General features: G+C 41.6%; 21 protein-coding genes and 1 pseudogene. 11 read left to right on the plus strand and 11 right to left on the minus strand.

The window, feature by feature from the left end:
• Positions 1–66 precede the first annotated feature (66 nt).
• Together pepB and NDQ71_RS15550 are read left to right on the plus strand one after the other, a co-directional pair.
• Entirely contained in the window at positions 67–1,362 is a 1,296-nt protein-coding gene (gene pepB, locus NDQ71_RS15545) for an aminopeptidase PepB (protein ID WP_192541180.1), read from the plus strand.
• A gap of 173 nt (positions 1,363–1,535) precedes the next feature.
• Positions 1,536–2,102 (plus strand): phosphoribosyltransferase, encoded by a 567-nt coding sequence (locus NDQ71_RS15550; RefSeq protein ID WP_064665514.1) that lies wholly within the window; start codon positions 1,536–1,538, stop codon positions 2,100–2,102.
• Positions 2,103–2,188: 86 nt separating this feature from the next.
• On the opposite strand, the gene NDQ71_RS15555 is transcribed toward NDQ71_RS15550, so the two are convergent.
• Complete coding sequence (locus NDQ71_RS15555; RefSeq protein WP_064665515.1) at positions 2,189–2,845, minus strand: Crp/Fnr family transcriptional regulator; 657 nt, start codon at positions 2,843–2,845, stop codon at positions 2,189–2,191.
• Between the two features lie 268 nt (positions 2,846–3,113).
• Here NDQ71_RS15555 and NDQ71_RS15560 point away from each other — a divergent pair, with 268 nt between their 5' ends.
• Positions 3,114–3,350: a YgjV family protein gene (locus NDQ71_RS15560; protein WP_064665516.1), complete on the plus strand. Its 237-nt coding sequence runs from the start codon at positions 3,114–3,116 to the stop codon at positions 3,348–3,350.
• A gap of 4 nt (positions 3,351–3,354) precedes the next feature.
• On the opposite strand, the gene NDQ71_RS15565 is transcribed toward NDQ71_RS15560, so the two are convergent.
• Entirely contained in the window at positions 3,355–5,010 is a 1,656-nt protein-coding gene (locus tag NDQ71_RS15565; RefSeq protein ID WP_192541179.1) for an amidohydrolase, read from the minus strand.
• A gap of 149 nt (positions 5,011–5,159) precedes the next feature.
• Here NDQ71_RS15565 and NDQ71_RS15570 point away from each other — a divergent pair, with 149 nt between their 5' ends.
• A complete protein-coding gene (locus tag NDQ71_RS15570) occupies positions 5,160–6,791 on the plus strand; it encodes a methyl-accepting chemotaxis protein (protein ID WP_192541178.1) in 1,632 nt (543 codons plus the stop codon).
• 12 nt (positions 6,792–6,803) lie between these two features.
• Here the strand turns inward: NDQ71_RS15570 and NDQ71_RS15575 are convergent, their stop codons facing one another.
• From NDQ71_RS15575 to NDQ71_RS15590, 4 genes are all read right to left on the minus strand, one after another.
• Positions 6,804–7,040 (minus strand): EF-hand domain-containing protein, encoded by a 237-nt coding sequence (locus NDQ71_RS15575; RefSeq protein WP_192541177.1) that lies wholly within the window; start codon positions 7,038–7,040, stop codon positions 6,804–6,806.
• Positions 7,041–7,054: 14 nt separating this feature from the next.
• Entirely contained in the window at positions 7,055–7,291 is a 237-nt protein-coding gene (locus NDQ71_RS15580; protein ID WP_064665519.1) for an EF-hand domain-containing protein, read from the minus strand.
• A 128-nt stretch (positions 7,292–7,419) separates the two neighbouring features.
• Positions 7,420–7,647 carry a hypothetical protein gene (locus NDQ71_RS15585; RefSeq protein WP_064665520.1) on the minus strand — a complete coding sequence of 76 codons (228 nt, stop codon included), beginning with the start codon at positions 7,645–7,647 and terminating at the stop codon, positions 7,420–7,422.
• A gap of 24 nt (positions 7,648–7,671) precedes the next feature.
• Positions 7,672–7,899, minus strand: coding sequence for an EF-hand domain-containing protein (locus NDQ71_RS15590; RefSeq protein WP_064665521.1), 228 nt, complete (start codon positions 7,897–7,899; stop codon positions 7,672–7,674).
• 316 nt (positions 7,900–8,215) lie between these two features.
• Here NDQ71_RS15590 and NDQ71_RS15595 point away from each other — a divergent pair, with 316 nt between their 5' ends.
• The 4 genes from NDQ71_RS15595 to NDQ71_RS15610 are packed head-to-tail and all read left to right on the plus strand — an operon-like array spanning position 8,216 to position 12,090.
• Positions 8,216–9,685 (plus strand): sensor histidine kinase KdpD, encoded by a 1,470-nt coding sequence (locus NDQ71_RS15595; protein ID WP_064665522.1) that lies wholly within the window; start codon positions 8,216–8,218, stop codon positions 9,683–9,685.
• 1 nt (position 9,686) lies between these two features.
• Entirely contained in the window at positions 9,687–10,229 is a 543-nt protein-coding gene (locus NDQ71_RS15600) for a hypothetical protein (RefSeq protein ID WP_064665523.1), read from the plus strand.
• A 2-nt stretch (positions 10,230–10,231) separates the two neighbouring features.
• The gene (locus NDQ71_RS15605; RefSeq protein WP_192541176.1) at positions 10,232–11,581 is read left to right on the plus strand and encodes a sigma 54-interacting transcriptional regulator; all 1,350 of its coding nucleotides are present in this window, start codon (positions 10,232–10,234) and stop codon (positions 11,579–11,581) included.
• Positions 11,582–11,589: 8 nt separating this feature from the next.
• Complete coding sequence (locus tag NDQ71_RS15610) at positions 11,590–12,090, plus strand: DUF1543 domain-containing protein (protein WP_192541175.1); 501 nt, start codon at positions 11,590–11,592, stop codon at positions 12,088–12,090.
• 20 nt (positions 12,091–12,110) lie between these two features.
• Here NDQ71_RS15610 and NDQ71_RS15615 read toward each other — a convergent pair whose 3' ends face one another.
• The 4 genes from NDQ71_RS15615 to pdsR all read right to left on the minus strand — a co-directional run bounded on the left by NDQ71_RS15615 (position 12,111) and on the right by pdsR (position 15,503).
• Complete coding sequence (locus tag NDQ71_RS15615; RefSeq protein WP_192541174.1) at positions 12,111–12,344, minus strand: hypothetical protein; 234 nt, start codon at positions 12,342–12,344, stop codon at positions 12,111–12,113.
• A gap of 50 nt (positions 12,345–12,394) precedes the next feature.
• Positions 12,395–12,547: a hypothetical protein gene (locus NDQ71_RS15620; protein WP_192541173.1), complete on the minus strand. Its 153-nt coding sequence runs from the start codon at positions 12,545–12,547 to the stop codon at positions 12,395–12,397.
• Between the two features lie 107 nt (positions 12,548–12,654).
• A complete protein-coding gene (pdsS, locus tag NDQ71_RS15625) occupies positions 12,655–14,814 on the minus strand; it encodes a proteobacterial dedicated sortase system histidine kinase (protein WP_192541172.1) in 2,160 nt (719 codons plus the stop codon).
• Positions 14,814–15,503 carry a proteobacterial dedicated sortase system response regulator gene (gene pdsR / locus NDQ71_RS15630; protein ID WP_192541171.1) on the minus strand — a complete coding sequence of 230 codons (690 nt, stop codon included), beginning with the start codon at positions 15,501–15,503 and terminating at the stop codon, positions 14,814–14,816. Before pdsR ends, pdsS begins: the two co-directional genes overlap by 1 nt.
• Before the next feature lie 230 nt (positions 15,504–15,733).
• Between pdsR and pdsO the strand changes: the two genes are divergently transcribed.
• From pdsO to NDQ71_RS15645, 3 genes and pseudogenes are all read left to right on the plus strand, one after another.
• Positions 15,734–16,471: a sortase-associated OmpA-like protein PdsO gene (pdsO, locus tag NDQ71_RS15635; RefSeq protein WP_192541170.1), complete on the plus strand. Its 738-nt coding sequence runs from the start codon at positions 15,734–15,736 to the stop codon at positions 16,469–16,471.
• Between the two features lie 40 nt (positions 16,472–16,511).
• Positions 16,512–18,524 (plus strand): marine proteobacterial sortase target protein, encoded by a 2,013-nt coding sequence (locus tag NDQ71_RS15640; protein ID WP_192541169.1) that lies wholly within the window; start codon positions 16,512–16,514, stop codon positions 18,522–18,524.
• A 62-nt stretch (positions 18,525–18,586) separates the two neighbouring features.
• Positions 18,587–19,003, plus strand: a pseudogene (locus tag NDQ71_RS15645) (class GN sortase); the annotation flags it as partial.
• 2 nt (positions 19,004–19,005) lie between these two features.
• Here NDQ71_RS15645 and NDQ71_RS15650 read toward each other — a convergent pair.
• The gene (locus NDQ71_RS15650; RefSeq protein ID WP_064665530.1) at positions 19,006–19,983 is read right to left on the minus strand and encodes a DMT family transporter; all 978 of its coding nucleotides are present in this window, start codon (positions 19,981–19,983) and stop codon (positions 19,006–19,008) included.
• Between the last annotated feature and the right edge of the window lie 104 nt (positions 19,984–20,087).

Below are 20,087 nucleotides of genomic sequence, written 5' to 3' on the forward strand. Positions count from 1 at the left end.
CGGTTGGGAAGTTGTGCCAGCTATAGTAGACTCAGTGCCACTATTTAGCGCAAAGAGTATTCTAACATGTCTGAAAAATTTGTTGTTCAATTAAGCGAGCAGGGTGCTGCATCGCATTGGGGCGAAACCGCCACGTTATCTTTTAATGAGCAAGGTGCAACCGTTCATTTATCTGAACAAGACACATTGGCGAATGTACAAAAAGCCGCGCGCAGTATTGCCAATCAAGGCATTAAATATGTAGTGCTTGCAGGTGAGTGTTGGTGTACTGAAACGCAATGGGCATTTTATCAAGGTTTTGTATCACCTAAGTCATTGCATGGCGTTGAATTTGCTGAAAATGCTAAAACAGATAGCCAAGAATTAGCTTCATTGCTACGCTCAGCTACTTGGGCTCGTGAAATGATCAATGGCACGGCTGATGATATTTTTCCGGAAAGCTTGGCGGGTAAAGCGGCTGAGTTTATTCAATCACTGGCCCCTGAACATGTCAGCTATCAGATCATAAAAGGCGATGCACTACTTGAGCAGCAATGGATTGGTATTCATGCTGTTGGTCGTGGTAGTGAACGCCCACCAGTATTATTAGCGCTTGATTACAACCCAACGGGTGATGAAAATGCACCCGTGGATGCAGCGCTTGTAGGTAAAGGCATTACGTTTGATTCTGGCGGTTATTCAATTAAAGCCAGTGAAGGTATGCTAGGCATGAAATGCGATATGGGCGGTGCAGCAACTGTGACTGCTGGCCTTGCCTTAGCAATTAGCCGCGGAATTAATAAACGTATAAAACTATTTTTATGTTGCGCGGAGAACCTTATTTCGGGTCACGCTTACAAGCTAGGTGATATCCTGACTTATAAAAATGGCACAACCGTTGAGATTGTAAATACTGACGCAGAAGGGCGTTTAGTGCTTGCTGATGGCTTAATGGCTGCTGGGGAAACTGGTGCACCTCTTATTATTGATGCGGCAACACTAACTGGTGCTGCACTGGTTGCTGTGGGTCAAGAATACAATGCATTATTTGGTCTTGATAAAGAGTTTGTCCGCGAAGTCGAAGGTTTTGCAGAGCAAGAAATGGAAGGGGCATGGCCATTACCGCTTGAAAAGTGGCACCAACAAAATTGTCCATCACCTTACGCTGATACAGCAAATAGCCGTGCACAAAAGGGTGGCGGCTATGGCGGCGCATCAAATGCTGCAGGTTTCTTATCGCGCTTTGTGCCAAATGATGGCAAAGGCTGGGTGCATATTGATTTAGCCGCTGCGTTTAATATGGGCAGCACGAGTCAGTGGGCGGCAGGCGCAACCACAGTGGGTATGCGTACCGTCGCAAGGACCCTATTAGAAAAAGCATAAACTTTTTATGCTAAAAAAGCGCCTACTTTGGCGCTTTTTTATTATCTGAAAAACAGTATTACAAACTCAAACAAGCTTTTCTTATTTATTTACTGTAAAATCATGCCCCACTTTGTTGTTCAAGGTTGCTTTACACTACACTTGAATGATCTACTTACACTGGGGTTTCTATTATGTCTGATAAGACTTACATCACAGCGCAGCAACTGCTCGAAGATTCTTTTCGTGTTGCGGCACAAGTTTACCAAGATGGTTTTCGTCCTGATTTTATAATTGGCATTTGGCGTGGTGGTGCTCCAATTGGTATCGCAGTACAAGAGTACTATGATTATAAAGGCATAGAAACAGACCATATTGCAGTGCGTACATCTTCATATTACGGCATTAATAAGCAAGCTAAAGAAATAAAAGTGCATGGTTTGCATTATATTATTGAGAATGCCAATGCCGGTGATTCACTATTGATAGTTGATGATGTGTTTGACTCAGGGCGCAGCATTTTTGCACTTAAAGAAAAACTTTCTGAGTTAATGCGTTTAAATTTACCGCAAGATATTCGCGTTGCGTGTCCGTACTACAAGCCAAAAAATTCAAAAGTAGATATGAAGCCTGATTACTTTATTCATGAATCAGAAGAGTGGTTAGTATTCCCTCATGAGCTCTCGGGTTTAACACCTGATGAGATCATCGCCGGTAAAACAGATTTAGTAAAAATACACGATATTTTATTAGCAAAATAAAATTTGAGAGGAAAAGACCTAATTTAGGTCTTTTTCTTTTATAAGCTGAATGCCATGACGTCATGCTGCAAGGCTAAAATTAGCTGTTAAAGTTGTGAAAAACTATCTACGTAATCACTAAGCCTATCTAAATCTACCGCTTTTAGTCCATCGTTTGAGCGCGCGACTAAACCTTTTTCTACTAATTCGGAGACTACGCGGCGATAAGCGCGTTCGGTGGTTGCAAAACGTTCGGCTTCGGCATTGACGGTCGGATATGCTCGTAGCAGTGTTGGGTTGTTATTTTCTGCACGTAATAAGCAGTCTTTAGCAATATTGTAACCTAATGGTAGTAGCAGCTTGTCTAAGTTGATTTTTTGGTTTTCTTGAAACTTAGCGGCAATCGTTTGTGCCGTGTATAAACTGAGTTCTGGTTTTTCAAGTAACAAGGCGCGCCAGTGTTTCAGCTCTATTAAGTTATAGCTAACATCACTAAAGCAGGTAACTGTATAAATACAAGGATTGTTGTTTAGCGCTTCAATCTCACCAATCAGGGTGTTGTTGCAATCAAGCTGACCCAACAGCAAGCGACGACCATTACCTACATCATAACTAAACGACACAGTGCCACTTCTGACTAATATTAATTTTGTAAGAGGTTGATCTTGGTGGATCAGTACTTCTTTTTTAGATTGTTGATAACGACTGCCAGCAAAGGTTAGTAGCTGGTCGACGAGATAACTAGAAAAATGATATTGAAACATCAACAATGCCCTTCGGACAATTGTCCTATTTATTACATCTTAATGACGTTAGCATTAAGATTCTAAGAATTTACGCTAACTTACTAGTTTAATTAACGAGATTAATTAAGCTTAATACCTGATATCCCGTGTAATGATTATTAAAGTCTGCTTTTAGCTGCTTTGGGTTTTTAGTAAGTTAGCCTTTTTATACTGTTGCTATATTGTGGAATATCTTTGTGTAAACTACCACATTTGCAATGCTAACCTAAACTATCGGAGAGAACAAATGAGTTGGGAATATTTGGGCTATTTTGCCTCTGCTTTACTCATTGCCTCTCTAACCATGAGTGATGTAAGCAAACTTCGCTGGTTTAACCTTGCCGGGTGTATTGCTTTCACTGCATACGGTATCGCGATTGCCGCATGGCCTGTGGCCATTACCAACGGCTTACTAACGTTTGTTAATATTTACCACTTAATAAAACTTAATCGCCAACAACATCCGCAACACCCAGTCGATTAAGCTGTTATTCCTGCGATACTTCTTGCTCTTTTTGGTAGCGTAACTCGCCGCCAATCCATGTTTGATTGACCTTAATTGTAAAAATCTCCTGTACTGGAACTTTAAAATAATCTTTATCAATTAAAATAAAATCAGCCCATTTACCTTGTTCTAAACTGCCTAATTTAAACTCTTGATGTGCCGCATAGGCCGCACCTAACGTGAACGCTCTAAGCGCATCCTCTCTGCTGAGCGCTTCGCTGACACGCCAACCATCAGCAGGTAATTGATTATGATCTTGGCGAGTAATTGCTGAATACAAACCATCAAATGGGTTGGCCAGCTCAACAGGATAGTCAGAACCTGCAGCCACTACAGAGCCTTGATTTAAAAAAGTCTGCCACGCATAAGCGCCTTGCAACTGGGTGTCAGCAAGGCGTTGCTCTGCCATATGCATATCAGAAGTTGCATGCACAGGTTGCATTGATGGAATTATTTTTAGTGTTTTGAAACGAGGTATATCTGCTGGGGCAACTATTTGTGCATGCTCTATGCGATTACGTAATAAAATACCGCCGGTTTTTTTAAACACATTTTGATAGGCATCCAAGACAATATGATTTGCCTTATCACCTATGGCATGGGTATTTGCGCTAAAACCATGACTAAAGCTTAGCGTGAAAAGTTGCTCTAATTTTTGCTGTGTTTCTAACATTAAGCCTTGGTGATTTTTTCTATCGGCGTAATCATCAAGTAATGCAGCGCCGCGACTACCTAAGGCGCCATCAGCATATATTTTTACACTGCGGATAGACATAAAGTCATTTAGATCTTTATAACGACCAGCTCTGAGCATGCTTTCAAGCGCAGGATCGGTTGCACTGAGCATTGCCACAATACGCAGTGGTAGTGTGCCTTGCTCTGCTCTTTGTTTATAAATTTGCCATGTTTGTTTATCAATACCGGCATCGTGGGTTGAGGTTATCCCTAGGCTCACTAAGTGTTGGCCAGCCTGAGTTAATGCGTTACTTACGTCTTGATCTGATGGGGCCGGAATATGTGCCGTGATCAAGCTTTCAGCTTTATCGATAAAAATACCGCTTAGTTTACCCGCGGGTGTGCGAATAATTTCTCCCCCCTCAGGGGCTTGTGTTGCAGCCGTTAGGTTAGCAAGCTCCATGGCTTTACTATTGACCCAAATAGCGTGACTATCGACTCGAGAAAGCACCACAGGAATATCTTTAACAATTTTATCTAAATCAGTAGCGGTGGGGAACTGTTTATCAGGCCATAATTCTTGGTTCCAGCCGCGGCCAATTATCCAGCCATCTTTATCTTTGGCGAATACCTCAAGCTGCTGTTGGATTTGTGCAATCGATGTACTGCCGCGCAAATCCAGCTGTGTTAGGTTATTACCCAATCCAATAACATGACCATGGGCGTCTATTAACCCAGGTAACAGAGTTTGTTGCTCGGCATCGAATGCTTGAGCATCTGGAAAGCTTGCTGCAAGTTTTTCGTCACCTAGCTTAACTACTTTGCCATCTTTAATTACTAATGTGGAAAATCGTTGCAACTGTCCGCTGTAGGTAGGCGTGTAGCCGTTGGCATTATAGATCACTGTGGTATTAGCGATAGCTGGTAAAGAAAAAGCGATGATAAAGGCAAGGAAGCATTTCATTATTAATATTCTTTTAATTGCTTTTGTTAGCTAAACAGTAACAGAGAATAGAGAGTCTGCAAATTAAATCTGATAATTTATTTATTGTTTGGTGTTTTAAGCTATGCTTATGAATTAGTTATTATTATTTTATTATAATCGGAGCGTAAATGAAGCTTAATCAACTCGCTATGCGTAGCAAATTCATACTCTTATCTGCTTTAATATGCATCATTTTTATTGTTGCTATGGCATTTATAAAAGTTGCAAATAACCAAACTGCGACAGGCTTCGAGCGCTTCTATCAACATAACTTTATGGTGACTAAACTCAGTGCCGACCTCAAGCAAGCGCAAGACGGCATATTATCCGGAGTCAGGGGGCTGCAAGTAGTTTATTTATTAGGTTTACAAGAGCAAGCGCCAGAGTTACTCAAGAGTATTGATGAGAATGTTGCGCTTACTGCGCCGCTAATACAGCGTATTAGCCAAATATACAAAGGCGAGGCTAATTTACTTACGGCCCTAAAAAATAACTCGCAGCGTTATGAGCAAGCCGCTATTGAGTTTAAACAGGCGATGGAAACAGCTGCCGATAATAAAGCCGATTATGCTATTTATCGTGAATTTGTTGATTCACATAGTGCCTTAACGACTTTTTTTGAGCAGTTTGAACAAGCAAACATAGCGCAAGTTGCTAAAGCGCAAGCGACTGCGCAGCAATCCATCAATTTTGCAAATACAGTGTTTTACTTATCAATTTTAATAGCGCTTGGCTTGGCTTTATTATTTAGCCATATGCTGTCGAAAAAAGTAGTAATGGGACTAATGGTTGTTAGCGAAAGTGCCCATGCATTACAACGCGGCGAATTAGATCAATACTCTCAAGTTGAAGGCGATGATGAAGTCGCTGACTTAAGCCGTACCTTAGACGCTACAATTAGCCACTTAAATACCACTCTTGCCACTATTTATAACTCTGTAGCACAGGTTAATAATCATAGTAATGAGTTACTCAGCTCAAATACTCAAATTCAAACAGCGACATCAGAGGTGTCCGATCATACAACGCAAGCCGTAACTGCAATTGAGGAGTTATCGGTCACGAGTAAGAGTATTGCGGTAAATACCGCTGAGTCGGCAACAGCCTCTGATAGCATGATGACACTTGCCAATAGTGGCTTAGATGCTTCTGAGCAAACAAAAGAAGCAGTAAGTCACTTATTAGGCACATTAAATGAAACCTCAGACGTTGTTGACCAACTGCAAAGTGAATCCAGCAAAATTGAAACTATTCTCGATGTGATCCGTAATATTTCCGAACAAACTAATTTATTAGCACTTAATGCCGCGATTGAGGCTGCTAGAGCGGGCGAACAAGGGCGTGGCTTTGCCGTGGTGGCTGATGAAGTGCGTACTTTGGCTCAACGTTCTCATAGTTCAGTAAATGAGATTGAGACAATGCTTGGGCAGCTACGCTCAGCAAGTCAAAATGCAGTGACTATGATGGCTGATAGCACCAGAGTTGCAGCGCAAGCGGAAGATAAAATGGATGAAAGTAATCGCTTATTAAAAGAGATTATGCAAATGATCAATCAAGTTAATGACCAAACCCAGCAAATAGCAACAGCCGCTGAAGAGCAGTCAGCCGTTGCCGCTGATATTAGTCAAAATATGCATACCATCCATACCTTGACCGATACCACTGCTGATATTTCGCAGCAAACTGCAAATACCAGCAATAGTATGGCTGAACAAAGTCAGTTGGTATTAAAGCAAGTTGCATTTTTTAAATTAAAATAATGTGCGATATAATTATTTACTTGCGTACAGGCTAAACTCTGCCAGCGATAACCTGTTATCTTTATCGCTGTCATAGCTTTTAAAGCGCGACCATAAAGCGGGATCTTTTGCTGACTCTGAGCGAGTAAGTAAGCCATCTTGATTACGGTCTAACTTTTTGAATTGCTCAGCGAAGTTATCAGTTGTTGCAAAACTGCCACAACTAACGGCAAGGAGTGAAATTAATCCCAATTGTGTGGTGTATTTCATAGGGGGGAAACTCATTAATGCAGGTTAATAGTTAAAAAATTCTTAAACTCGACGAGTGAAACTCTATTATCTTGGTCAGTGTCCCAGCGCTGAAACTGTTTTAGTAGCTGCGGTTGAGCGTCCAACTCATTTTTGGTTAAGTAGCCATCTTTATTACTGTCTAAATGGTCAAACCGTTGTTTTACATCCAGTGCCATTGCACTAAAGCTAGTCACTAGCAGCACAGTAAATATTACTAATATGCTTTTCATTGCTAAGGTCCTTTTAGTTAACCTAAACTTCGCTTAGTTCAAGATAAAGTATTTGCCATAATTTAAGTCCCAACATTAAATCCATTTACACATTCCCTCCGGGATTATGGCAAATACTTTAGAGCCTTTTAAATCTTAAACTTGGAAAACTCTTGCTCTGATAAAAGCTCGTCATTATTTTCATCAAGATCAGTAAACTGCTTCAGTAGGGCGTCGTTTTGCTTGGCTTCAAGCAATGATATTTGTCCGTCTTTATTGGTATCTAATTGTGCAAACTTAACGTTAGATTGTGATGCTAAAACCGTAGCGCTAATGATTAAAAACATTAATGAAAAGGCGGCGATAAGTTGTTTCATAGCTGTATTTCCTTATAGGCAAGTTTATTGTAAAAACTGCTTGAATTCAGTTAGGGATATTTGACCATTTTGGTCTTTATCAATTTGCTCAAAACTTTCGTGCAGCACTGCATCTTCAGAAGCTTCGGCTTCACTTAATGTGCCATTGCTGTCTTTATCAAGCTCAGCGAAGGTAGCCTCAACATCGATAGCAAGGCTATTAAAACTAAACAGTGCACTGCAGCATAAACACAGTGGGGCTAATACTTTCATATAATTACCTTAAAAACAGTTGTTGTCTCAGCTGTTACAAGAATAATGCCAAAAAAATTAAACCTTAAATATCAATGTTTTAGTGTGTTGCAGTGAAGGGGAGTGTGAAATAATGACTCGGTAGTGTGTCTTTTTTGCAACAAATTTTTATGTTAATCAATAAAGTTATTTAAAAACAGTTGATTAAGTTGTTTCAATTTAGCGTCATCTACTTTAAATAGCGTTACAGAATTCACCTTATTCATTATTCTTATTGATTCAGCTAGTGTATAAGTAACACCTTCCATAATCAGACATTTAAACTAAAGGAGTAGCGATAGTGGCCTCACTCGCTAAGAAGTACAGTGCATTACTTAGTTGGCGACCCAATTTAATAGGCCAGTTTTTGTTTAGTACCTTGTTATCTTTGCTGCCATTATCACTGGTCGTGATTGTATTTTTAAATGCATTGAATAAACAGCTTGCCGTTACTCAGCAAATCGTCAGTGATAACTATCAAATAACCAAATCATTTAATAATCTTAAACAAGACCTTAATAGTTTAGAGCGAGCGACTCGGCAAAATTGGGTACTAAAAAGTGAATCACTTGACGAATTGATTGTTGATAAGTGGCAATCATCGTTACAGAGTATAGATGAACTCACTTTTATTAGCCCCGCCGGGGATTATATTAGTCAGTGGCAGCAACTTGCCAAAGAATTGCAGTTAGCGCATTCAAAGCTGGTCGGCGAAGGGCTACAGGATGCGCAATTATTTATTCCGGTGAGCGAATTAATTGCTCGTCAAACGTTATGGTTAAGAGATCAAAATGAACTGCAAATAACTAAAAATCAGCAACAGTTAAAAGCCTTACAAGATTCTTTTATAAATTGGTTAGTGGCGCTTATCCCATTAACATTATTGGTTGGCGGTGGTTTTTTGTGGCGTATTAGCGGCCGATTAAAAGGCTTAACCTCGGTTATTGATAAACTTGGGCAAGGTCATTGGCAGCAAAAAATATCAGTACAGGGCTCTGCCGAACTGGTTGAGCTGGGCAATAAATTACAATGGGTGCAGGAGCAATTACATCAATTAGAACAACAAAAAGATACCTTCTTACGCCATGTGACCCATGAACTGAAAACCCCATTAGCATCAATGGTAGAAGGCACCGATTTATTAACCGATGAAATCGTAGGGCCTATTAATAAAGAACAGCAAGCTGTACTGGAGCTAATCACGCAAAGTATGGTGCGCCTGCGGGCAATGATAGACAGTTTACTAAGCTACAATGCAATTCGCAGTAGTAAAGAGGACTTAAGTGAGTTGGTTTTTTCGCAATTAATAACCAAGATCAACAGTCATTTTGAACACCGTTTAGTCGCGCGTAAGCAAAGTTTATGTTGGCATTGTGATGTACCCGAGCAGCCGCTAGAAATTGCTGCGGAATTAGTTGAAATGATTTTAATACAGTTAATTTCTAATGGCTTGAAATTTTCATCGCAAGGGCAAGCGGTTGATATCCATTTATCATTAGCAGGTCGTAGTTTAAAAATGATCGTCAGTGATCAGGGCACAGGTATTCAGGAGCAAGAAAAATCACATATTTTCAGTGCTTTTTATCAAGGTAAAAATGCCAAAGATGTGACCGCTCAAGGGAGCGGCTTAGGACTGACAATTGTAAAAGAGTCTGTTGAGCAATTAATGGGGACTTTGCAGCTTGAGCAAAATGAGCCACAAGGGTGTCGTTTTGTTATTCAAATACCCACCATTAATCCAACCAATAAAAACCAAGGAGTTAATTAGCATGGGCGTGCGTTTAAATGCCATTTTTGTGGTTTGTGTCACCACTTTAGGGCTCGCTGGGTGTGAGTTAACTGAGCAACCAGTAAAAGATAATAATACCGAAGCAAAGCAGGCTACTAAAGTAGTTGAACCACACAGTGATGGTTTGCCAAACCCTAAGCCACGGCCAAAAACAGATCCTATGTATCCTCCGGCAGAAATCGTCATTGGTTGGCATGCGAAGGCCTGTGGGGGCTTTAAGGTAGCGGCGAGTAAAATTGCTTATATTGGCACTAAAGAGATCCAGAATTATTTTGATTTTAGTTGTAAAAATAATGTGTTAGCACCGGAAAAAGTATTAGAACAGCTACTAAGACTCGATCAGGCGTATTATTGGCCAGATGATATAAAACAGTATTTATGGTTGCAAAAACAACAAATAAATCAGCAGATAGACGCTAAAAAACAGCAGCAAGCACTGAATAATAAAATGCAAGAGACGTTGTCATCGCTGGCAACTATCGAACAGCAATTATTATTACGCGAAGAAACCAAGGAGCAGTGATCATGTCAATAGAGCAAAACCAAGGCGCACGAATATTACTGGTTGATGATGATGCAAGTTTATTAAAACTGCTGGCTATTCGTATAGAATCTAAAGGCTATCAGGTAACGACCTGTGAAAGTGGTATTGCAGCTCTGCAGCTATTAAAAAATCATGTCTATGATGCCGTGGTTACTGACTTGCGGATGGATGAAATGGATGGCATGGCCCTGCATCGTCAGCTGCAAAAACGCTACCCAGCACTGCCTGTGATCATGATGACGGCTCATGGTTCAATTCCTGATGCGGTTGAGGCCACCAAGCAGGGCATTTTCGCTTTTATTACTAAACCTGTAGATAAAGATGAGCTATTTGATAGTTTAGCCAAAGCAATTGAAATCCATGGTCTGAGCGCTGATGAAAATACAGCAAGCAGCAATATAGTAACCCGCAGTGGCGCAATGTTGCACTTGCTTGAACAAGTTAAGTTGCTAGGACCTACTCAGGTCAATGTGTTGATTTCAGGTGCCAGTGGTACAGGTAAGGAGCTATTGGCGAATGCGATACACCAACATAGTCATGTCAGTGAAGGCCCATTTGTAGCTATTAACTGCGGTGCGGTGCCAGGCGAGCTACTTGAATCTGAATTATTCGGCCATAAAAAAGGCGCATTTACAGGCGCAATTAAAGATCATCAAGGGTTATTTCAACAAGCGCAAGGTGGCACCTTATTTTTAGATGAAATTGGTGATATGCCACTTAATTTACAAGTCAAATTACTGCGTGTTCTACAGGAAAAAACCATTCGCCCAGTGGGCTTTCAAGAAGAGATCCCGATAGATGTACGGATTGTTTCAGCAACCCATAAAAATTTACCAGATGCGATTGCTAATCAACAATTTCGCGAAGACTTATATTACCGCTTAAATGTTGTGAACCTTAAATTACCGCCACTGTGCGAGCGCAGAGAAGATGTGAGTTTATTAGCTCAATATTTCAGCGCATCGATTGCTAAACGTATGGGGCAAAAAGAAAAGCGCTTCGCCAGCGACGCAATGCATGCATTAGTACGGCATGATTGGCCGGGTAATATTCGCCAATTACAAAATGTCGTTGAGCAGGTTGTTGCACTTACCCCAGGTGAGGTAATATCGGTACAGTTGGTGGAAAGTGCACTTAATAGCAATACCAATAATGTTGAGCCGCTTTCACTAAATGATGCTAAAAAAGAGTTTGAGCGCGATTATGTTATTAACACCCTAAAAATGGCGGGTGGTAATGTGGCTGAAGGGGCAAAATTGGCTAAACGTAATCGTTCAGATTTTTATAAGCTAATAAAGAAACACAACATCGACGTTGATAGCATTTGCTAGGAGAAAACATGCAATTATTTATGGTGTATTTAGGTGGGCGAATTCAGGGCTGCCATATTGAAATGCATGATGTTCGTTTTGTGGTCGGGGAGTCAATAGAGCAAACTTACACAAAGTTAAAAACGCAGTGGGTTGGTGATAAAAACAGTGTGCATATAGATAGCTTCATGGCGGTCAATCATATCGATGGTTTTGCTGTTAGTGTTGTTGATCAGCCAGTTGCACAAGAGCAGCAGTTATACTTTGTAAATTTAGGGGCGTACCGCGCAGACAGTTTAGCTGAGCAACATGACTTTGCTTTGTATGTAGCACGCAGTAGTGACGAAGCTAAACAAAGAGCAAAAGAGCATTTGCTAGCCGGTCTAAGTCATATTCATAAAGATGACTTATACGACGTAGATGATTGCTTCGCAGTTGATTTACTGGATAGTCAACTTCACATTAAGCTCACCCCAAGTGGGCAGTCTCAGGCGATTAAACCAGACTGGTTTGGTTATCATATTTTATAGATATGTTGTTTGTTAAGCGGCTAATCGTGGTCGCTTTGTTCTGTTCGCTCTTTGTTTTCGCTATTACTGGCAATTTTAAAGGCAATTATTACTAAGCCAAACATAGCAAAAGGGAGGGCTGCAAGTAAGTATTCTGTAAGGTGGCTGTCAGCAAAGCTGGCTTGTAATAAAAAGTGCCCTGCGACGCAAAGTAGTATCACGATAAGGAGAATAGGTAGTAAAATTAGTTCTTTTTTAGCTGAGTGAGTTTTCATTATTAGGCGGTGCTTTTACAAGGTGCACCATTGTAATGAGCAAAACGCTTTTAGGTCAAATAACTTGTTTTATAAATAGCGCCGGATTGCGCTGTATCAAGATTTTCAGTTTCTTCATCGTTTGCGGTGTTTTCATCACATTCTACAGGATGATACAGGTCGAATATAAAATCGATTTCTTCGCGCTTTAATACAGTTTGCATATTAACCTCCTAATAATCAGTCTACAACTTGCTGATAGTAAGAATATGCCTGTGAGCCTGAATTATAGGTGAACACTTATTGATCAAAGTGTGTAGAAATGTAACCCTTAACTATTTTGGGTTACATCTTTATATTTGGGTATAGATAATGGCATCCTGACAATAAATTCAACACCGTCGCCTTGTTGATTATTGACCGCTATGACACTGCCTTTATGATAATCACACACTAAACGAACGACATATAAACCTAATCCTAAATGAGGCTGCTGCTGGAGTTGTTGACTGCGCACAGAAACCATAGAGTCGAAAATATGTTCCGCTAATCCCTCTGGTAATAATGGCCCGTTATTTTTAACCGTTAAAACGGCCTCGTTGTCGTTTTTAACTAAGCTGACACTAATGGCGCTATCTAAAAGATTAAATTCCAAAGCATTATTAATGAGCTTATCGAGTAGCTGTGCGATAAATTCTGGCGCTCCCATCACAGGCAGCGGCGTGTCGCAAATATCGATTATAAAAGCCTGTTGTGGGTAGGTGAGTTGATACCCTTGCATACAGCCCGTTATCACTTTGCGTAAATCAAATGGTTCAGCTTCAGCACTTTGAATGCTTTGTTCAAGACGTGTTGCTTCGCTCATAGTGGTAATAATTTTACCTAATCGCTCAACTCCTTCACTGGCACGATCGAGGTATTTTTGGCTCAGCTCACTTTGTGGCTGCATTTGTAAGTTCTCAAGCGAGCTTCGCACTACTGCAACTGGGGTTCTCAGCTCATGGGATAACCGCGACGACATGGTTTCTAAATAATTGGTATACCCCCCTAAGCGGCCCACAATATTTGCAAAGCTACGTGATAAGTCGCCTATTTCATCGTTTGCATCACTATAGTCAATGCTACCCGTTACTCGACCTTGAGCGTCAATGGCTTGCTCTGCGGTATCGCGAAGGCGGCGGATACGACTTGATATTCTCGAAGCAAAAAAGAACAGTGTAACTGTGCCTATTAGCATGACCGCTAAAATGACATTAAACAGCTTTTCCAATGATTTATTTCGTAACGTGCGCACACCGTTGGTGGTCTCTTCGGCGACCACGGCGCCAATTACTTTATCCTGGATCCAAATAGGATAAGCGGCAGATAAAATAACCGCTTTGTTATCAGGGGTCAGTCGCCACGATGAGGCCGGTGTTCCCGTAAGTGCTTTACCTATATGTGTACCTTGCATTGCAGCTACATCGTGCAAGGTATCTAAAAACTCGTTTTCGGGGCGGGTAAGTACTTTGTAATAAAGTGGGTGCAAATAGTTTTGTTCAAACCGTTGCCACCAAGTTTTTGCTGGTTGATCGGCAATGCCATCTGCCCATACGCCGTCGGCATGGTGAATTGAACCTGATTGCGCCAGTACCCGGTGATGATTATCAACCACCCAAATACGGCTGCCGCTGTGACCCATGCCTTTTAAAATGCGGTTTATTTCAGGTGAGGGCACCAACACTGAGCCAATATCATTAGGGTTTTGTAAATTTGAAGTCGACATAGTTTGTGGCTCAGGCCTGCCTTGATCCCAATCTTCAATAGCAAAGCCAAGCTTATTGCCAAGCATACTTAAAGGAAAGCGCAGTTCAATATTGTAGCCGCTATCTGTGCTGATAAAGTAACCTTGGATTTTAGTAACTGGCTGCTTAGTTTCGGCGTCAAACGCATTAACCCAGCCATCTTGGCGAGCGGCAACAATATAGTGTTTAAATTGCCTTTGTGGGGTTTTTAACATTATTTGTAAATGGTCGTTACGGGTTAAGCTCAAACTATTTTTAGCACGATAAACTAACGAGTCATCGGTTACTTTAAAGACCGCATATAAAAACGATTCATACTTGCCAACCATATGATCAAAGGATAGATCCGAACTTTGATGTGTTGTTTTATCACCTTGTAAATATCGCTCATCATAGTGCCACATTAAGCTTTGGTAAGGTTGCCAGTCAGATAATTTACCGTCTAGCTGGATCGGGTTACTGAGATTGTACGCATAAAGATCACGGCCTTTGACGACTTGATCTAAAAAGTTGGTTTGCGAATCAAATAGCGCAGGGCGTTCATGCAATGCGGTGGCGAGTGCGCGGGTGGTGCCGACCAGGGTTTTTTCTTGCCCTTGGCGTAAAAACTTTTCCATTTCCCACACATATTCATAACCCAACCAAGGCAATAAAAACAAAAAGCATGACAGCAAAATAAACTTGCTGCGCAAACCAAACCGCAGCATTACAGTTGCTCCCAGCGGTAACCCATGCCGTACACGGTGTCGATACAATCAAATTGTGCATCTAAGGCAATAAACTTTTTACGGATCCGTTTAACGTGCGAAGTGATTGTACTGTCATCGACATAAATTTTTGCATCGCTCATTAATTCATGGCGGCTTTTAACATGCCCTGGGCGTTGGGCTAGTGAATGCACCATCCAAAACTCTGTGACGGTTAAATCGACTAACTGCTGCAACCAAAACACTTGCATACGTTTTGTATCCAGTGTGAGCGGACCGCGGTTGAGTAAGGCATTTTGATCAGCGGGTTGCTCAAGGGCTTCCATGCGTCTAAACAGTGCACCAATACGCGCGGCTAAATGCGCCATGCTGATGTCTTTAGTTAGGTAGTCATCTGCGCCCATCCGTAGGCCGCAAACGGTATCAATTTCGCTATCGCGAGCCGTTAAAAAAATAATTGGCAAGGTTTTAGAAAGTGAACGCAAGGTTTGGCACAGCAAAAAGCCGCCATCAATTTCATGCCCTAAACCAATATCGACAATTGCTAAATCTGGCAAGGTGTCATTGAAAGCATGCTCTGCACTTTGACGGTCGCTATAGCCGCTGACTTGATACCCTTGTGCGCTGAGCATTTCCATGTAGTTTTCGCGGATTGCAGTTTCATCTTCAATGATGGCTATTTTCTTCATTTAGTTAATTACTCATTTTGACTTAGACGCACTATAGCGAAGTTTTAGTATTAAGTAAGGTCAAAAAGGCAATTGCCATTTTTTTGCCACAATTGCTCAGCAGTTTGCCTTTATTGCTCCCCTTTGTTGCCACTTGAGCTTGCTTTAATAGCGTTATACCAACCAAATCGGGCAGCTACCAACCCATGAGTTGCCAATCATTAAGTTATTCAGCAAAAAAGGATTACATCATGAAAAAAATTATTATCGCTTGCACTATCGCTACTATTTTTACAGCACCTAACTTAGCGCACGCTGACACAAGATCAGTCACTGGCAATGAAACCCACAAAGAAACAGTTATTGGCCTGAGCACAGGTGCAATTTTAGGTGGTATTGTGGGCGGCCCAATTGGCGCGTTTGTTGGTGCCTTTGCTGGTGGCTTAATTGGCGATAAAGAAGTGGCAGAAGATAAAATTGCCGAGCAACAACGTGCGTTAGTTGTGCTGCAAGATAAAACTGATGATTACCAACATGTACTTGCTCAAAATGCGCAAATGAGTGAACAGCTCGATCAACTTGAAGCCAATAACGAACGCCTTGCTCTAGCACAAATGCACAACCTAATGGCAATGACTATTCAATTTAAAACTGGCTCAAGTGAAGTTGCTCCGCACTTTGCCAGCCAACTTGACCAACTCGTTAATTTATTACAAAGCCAACCTGACTTGCAGTTGGATTTAAACGGCTTTGCTGATCAACGTGGTGATGAGCTCGCTAATCTAATGCTTTCTAAACAGCGAGTGGAAGCTGTGCAACGTTATTTGATCCAGCAAGGGATCGCGCCAACTCGTTTAACAGCCACTGCATTTGGTGAACAACAAACAGTGGCTGATAACGATAACTATGAAGAAAACATGTTTGATCGCCGTGTAACGTTAACAACGCGTCCAAGCTCTAAGCCATATAGCCAAACGGCGAGTAACTAATTCGCCATTTTGCCAAGTTGCCGCCAAGGGAGTGATTTTTATGTTGAGTAAACCAAGCAAAGTGCTGACCCGTAGCTGTTCATGGTTACGGGGAAGCCTTTTTACCTTTATCGCGTTTGTTAGCTGTGCAAGTAATGCCAGTACATCGCCAGAGCTAACTATGTATGACAGTAATGGTGCTAAGGCTGCACCTGGGGTTATTGTAAAAAGTGCTGCCACAATGACAGTCACCGGATTGATAAACCATGTTGTGGTCACTCAACATTATCGTAATGAAAATCCGTTTGCTGTTAATGCGCGCTATGTATTTCCGCTGGCCGATGAAAGTGCGGTGCATGCTATGACTATGCACATTGGTGAGCGGGTGATCAAAGGTGAAATTGATAAAAAAGCCCAAGCTGAGCTGCGCTTTCAACAGGCGCAACAAGCGGGAAAACAAGCCGCTTTAGTTCATCAGCAGCGCTCAAACATGTTTGTCACTAACGTGGCAAACATCGGCCCAGGCGAAGACGTGCAAATAGAGCTGAAATACCAAGAAGTGATTGATTATCGCAGTGGTACATTTGCACTGCGATTTCCAACCACTATCACGCCGCGTTACCATCCAATTACTGCAGTGCTACAAGAGCAAGGCGAGCGTCCAAATGTTGAAAAACAGCCAGCTAGTTTATTTGCGCCATCAGGATGGATCACGCCTATTTACTCACCCTCTAGTCATAGTGATACAGCGCAAAGTGAATTTAGTTTAATAATTAATATAGATGTTGGTTTAGAGCTGGTCGATATTCAATCTAAGTATCATCAGATTGCAATCGAAAACCCAGCCTTTGGTCAATATCAAGTAGCCTTAAATGAGTCTAATGCAGTGGACCGTGATTTTTTACTGGAGTTTAAACCGCTGCAAAAAGAGCAAGCGCAAGCCGCGTTTTTTACCGAGCAACTTAATAATGGTGAGCGCTTTGGTTTGCTAATGTTGTTGCCGCCAGACGACCATTTTACGCAAACCCAGCGATTAGCAAGAGAAATGATTTTTGTCGTTGACACTTCAGGCTCCATGCATGGTCAGTCAATGGAGCAAGCTAAAAGTGCGCTGCACTATGCCTTATCGTTACTTGATAGCAATGATAGTTTTAACATTATTGGCTTTGACGACCAAATAATGCCGATGAGTAATAATCCTGTGCCAGCTAACGATTTTAATTTACGCCGCGCAGAGCGCTTTGTTTATAACTTACAAGCAGATGGCGGTACTGAAATTAAAGGCGCTTTAGATGCAGTGCTAGATGGCCATGAGCACTTAGGTTATGTACGCCAAGTGGTATTTTTAACAGATGGCAGTGTTAGTAACGAAGATAGTTTGTTTAAACATATTAGTGCGCAGTTAGGTGATAGCCGATTGTTTACCATTGGTATTGGCAGCGCGCCAAACAGTTACTTTATGCGCCGCGCTGCGGATGTTGGTCGGGGGACTTTTACTTATATTGGTAACAGCGGTGAAGTTAAACCCAAAATGCAGCAGCTGTTTGATAAGTTAGCACACCCGGCAATTTCGCAGCTTGCGCTTAGTAGTGAGTTGGCAAATCAAGCGCTTGAATATTGGCCATCGCCGTTACCAGACTTGTATTTTTCTGAGCCGGTAATGGTGGCAGTTAAACTTGATAACCAAGCTGCAATCACATTAACAGGGCAAACAGCGCAAGGACCACTGGCAATAAAATTAAACACTCAACAAGGGCAATCAGCGCAGGGGATTGCAAGGCTATGGGCACGACAAAAAATTAAATCGCTGTTGCTTTATAACGAGCAACAGCAAGTAAAAGCGCAGGTTGAAAGCCTAGCCCTTGAGCATCAGTTACTTAGTCCATTTACCGCTTTTATCGCAATTGAAAAAACGCAGTCGAACACGGTTGCTGAGCAAAACGTACAAGCTGCTAATCAGCTTCCAGAGGGATTATCCATGCGTTTGCCGCAAACTGATGGGCAAAGCCGACAATACATTATGTTGGGAATGTTGCTATTAACGGGGTTTGCTGCGCTTAGGTTTAAAAAATGAAAGCAGTGATTGGAGCTATATTGTTGATTGTTGGCTTGGCACTGCTTGGTCATGGTAGTTATATGCAAGGCAAAGCATGGCTGGCACAGTACCTGATAGAGCAGGCATGGCAACAGGCACTGACAACACCAGATCTGCAAGTAAAGCCATGGTTTTATGCCGACAGTCATGTAACGGCGCAACTAAATTGGCCAAGCCAAAAGCAAACATTAACACTATTAGCGGGTGCTAGTGGTCGTAATTTAGCGTTTGCGCCCAGTCACTTTTTACCAAGTGGTGAGCTTGGCTCAGATCGTGGTGTTTTGATTGCAGGGCATAACGATACCCATTTTGCTTTTTTACAAAAAGTGAAGGTAGGCGAGCAGTTTAGTTTGCAAACTCAAGATGGCTTGATAGAGCAATATCAAGTGCGTGGGATTGATGTTATTCATCAATCCCAGCATGACTTTTTAGCAACGACGGGGCTGTACTTACTGACCTGTTATCCTTTTAATTCACTGGCGTCAGGTACAGAGTTACGCTTACTTGTTTCAGCAAGTAAGCTATCATCAGCTAAGGGGACATCCGATAAAACCTCGTCACTTACATCGATAACCAGTTCCTGATGGCGTTGGCTTATCATCACGCCAATAAATACCACGAATATACTTAGCCATTGCCCTAACGTAAGGATTTCGCCCAAAATAATTGCCGACAAAATAAGCGTGAAAATTGGAATTAAGTTCGAATAGGCTGCGGCTGTAAGCACTGACACTTTACTAATAGCATAGTTATACATGCCATAGCCGCCGAGTGTTACACACGAACCTAAATATAGAATGCTTAATAAGGCGGTTAAATCGTGCTGATTTTCGCTAGGTAAATCAATAAATAGTAAAAATGGCGCAAAAAATAGGCTGCCACTAAAACCTTGTAGCGCAATGAGTGTAAGTGGTGAATAACGGGCGGCTAAGTGCTTCACTGAAACGGTATAAAATGCCGCACACACCATTGCCATTAACTCTAAAAAATTACCAAGTAATGGATTAGGGGCTTGCTCTGACGTTGGCGATAGTAAAGTAAGTAAAATACTGCCGCCAATACAAAAGGTGAAACCAAGGACAATCGCTTTACTGATGTACTCTTTGAGCATAAAAAAAGCCAAAAATGCCACTATTATTGGCAAGCACGAAACAATCACACCCGCCTGTGAGGCCGAGGTATATTCCATTGCATGGCCTTCAAATAAAAAGTACAAGCAAGGTTCTGCGAGGGACATGCCAACTAAGTATTTCCAATCTCCTTTGTGATAGTCAAAGCGGATCACATAGCGCCATAAGCACAGCGCTAATACTAAGGTGGTGAGCATGCGTAAGAAAATGACTAATGCTGGGTCATAGATAGCAATGGCATATTTTAAAGCGATAAATGAACTACCCCATAAAAAGGTAGCAATGATCAAACAAAGGCTAGCTGGCATAAACGTCGTATGATTATAGTAAAAGGCGATCCTAGCATGAATATTTTTTACTTGTTCAAAAATCGATAAATGGTATAAATAAATCCTTCATTTTTGAACCGTAG

The sequence above is a fragment of the Pseudoalteromonas sp. KG3 genome (assembly GCF_030436385.1).
In the GTDB taxonomy this organism is placed as follows: domain Bacteria; phylum Pseudomonadota; class Gammaproteobacteria; order Enterobacterales; family Alteromonadaceae; genus Pseudoalteromonas; species Pseudoalteromonas prydzensis.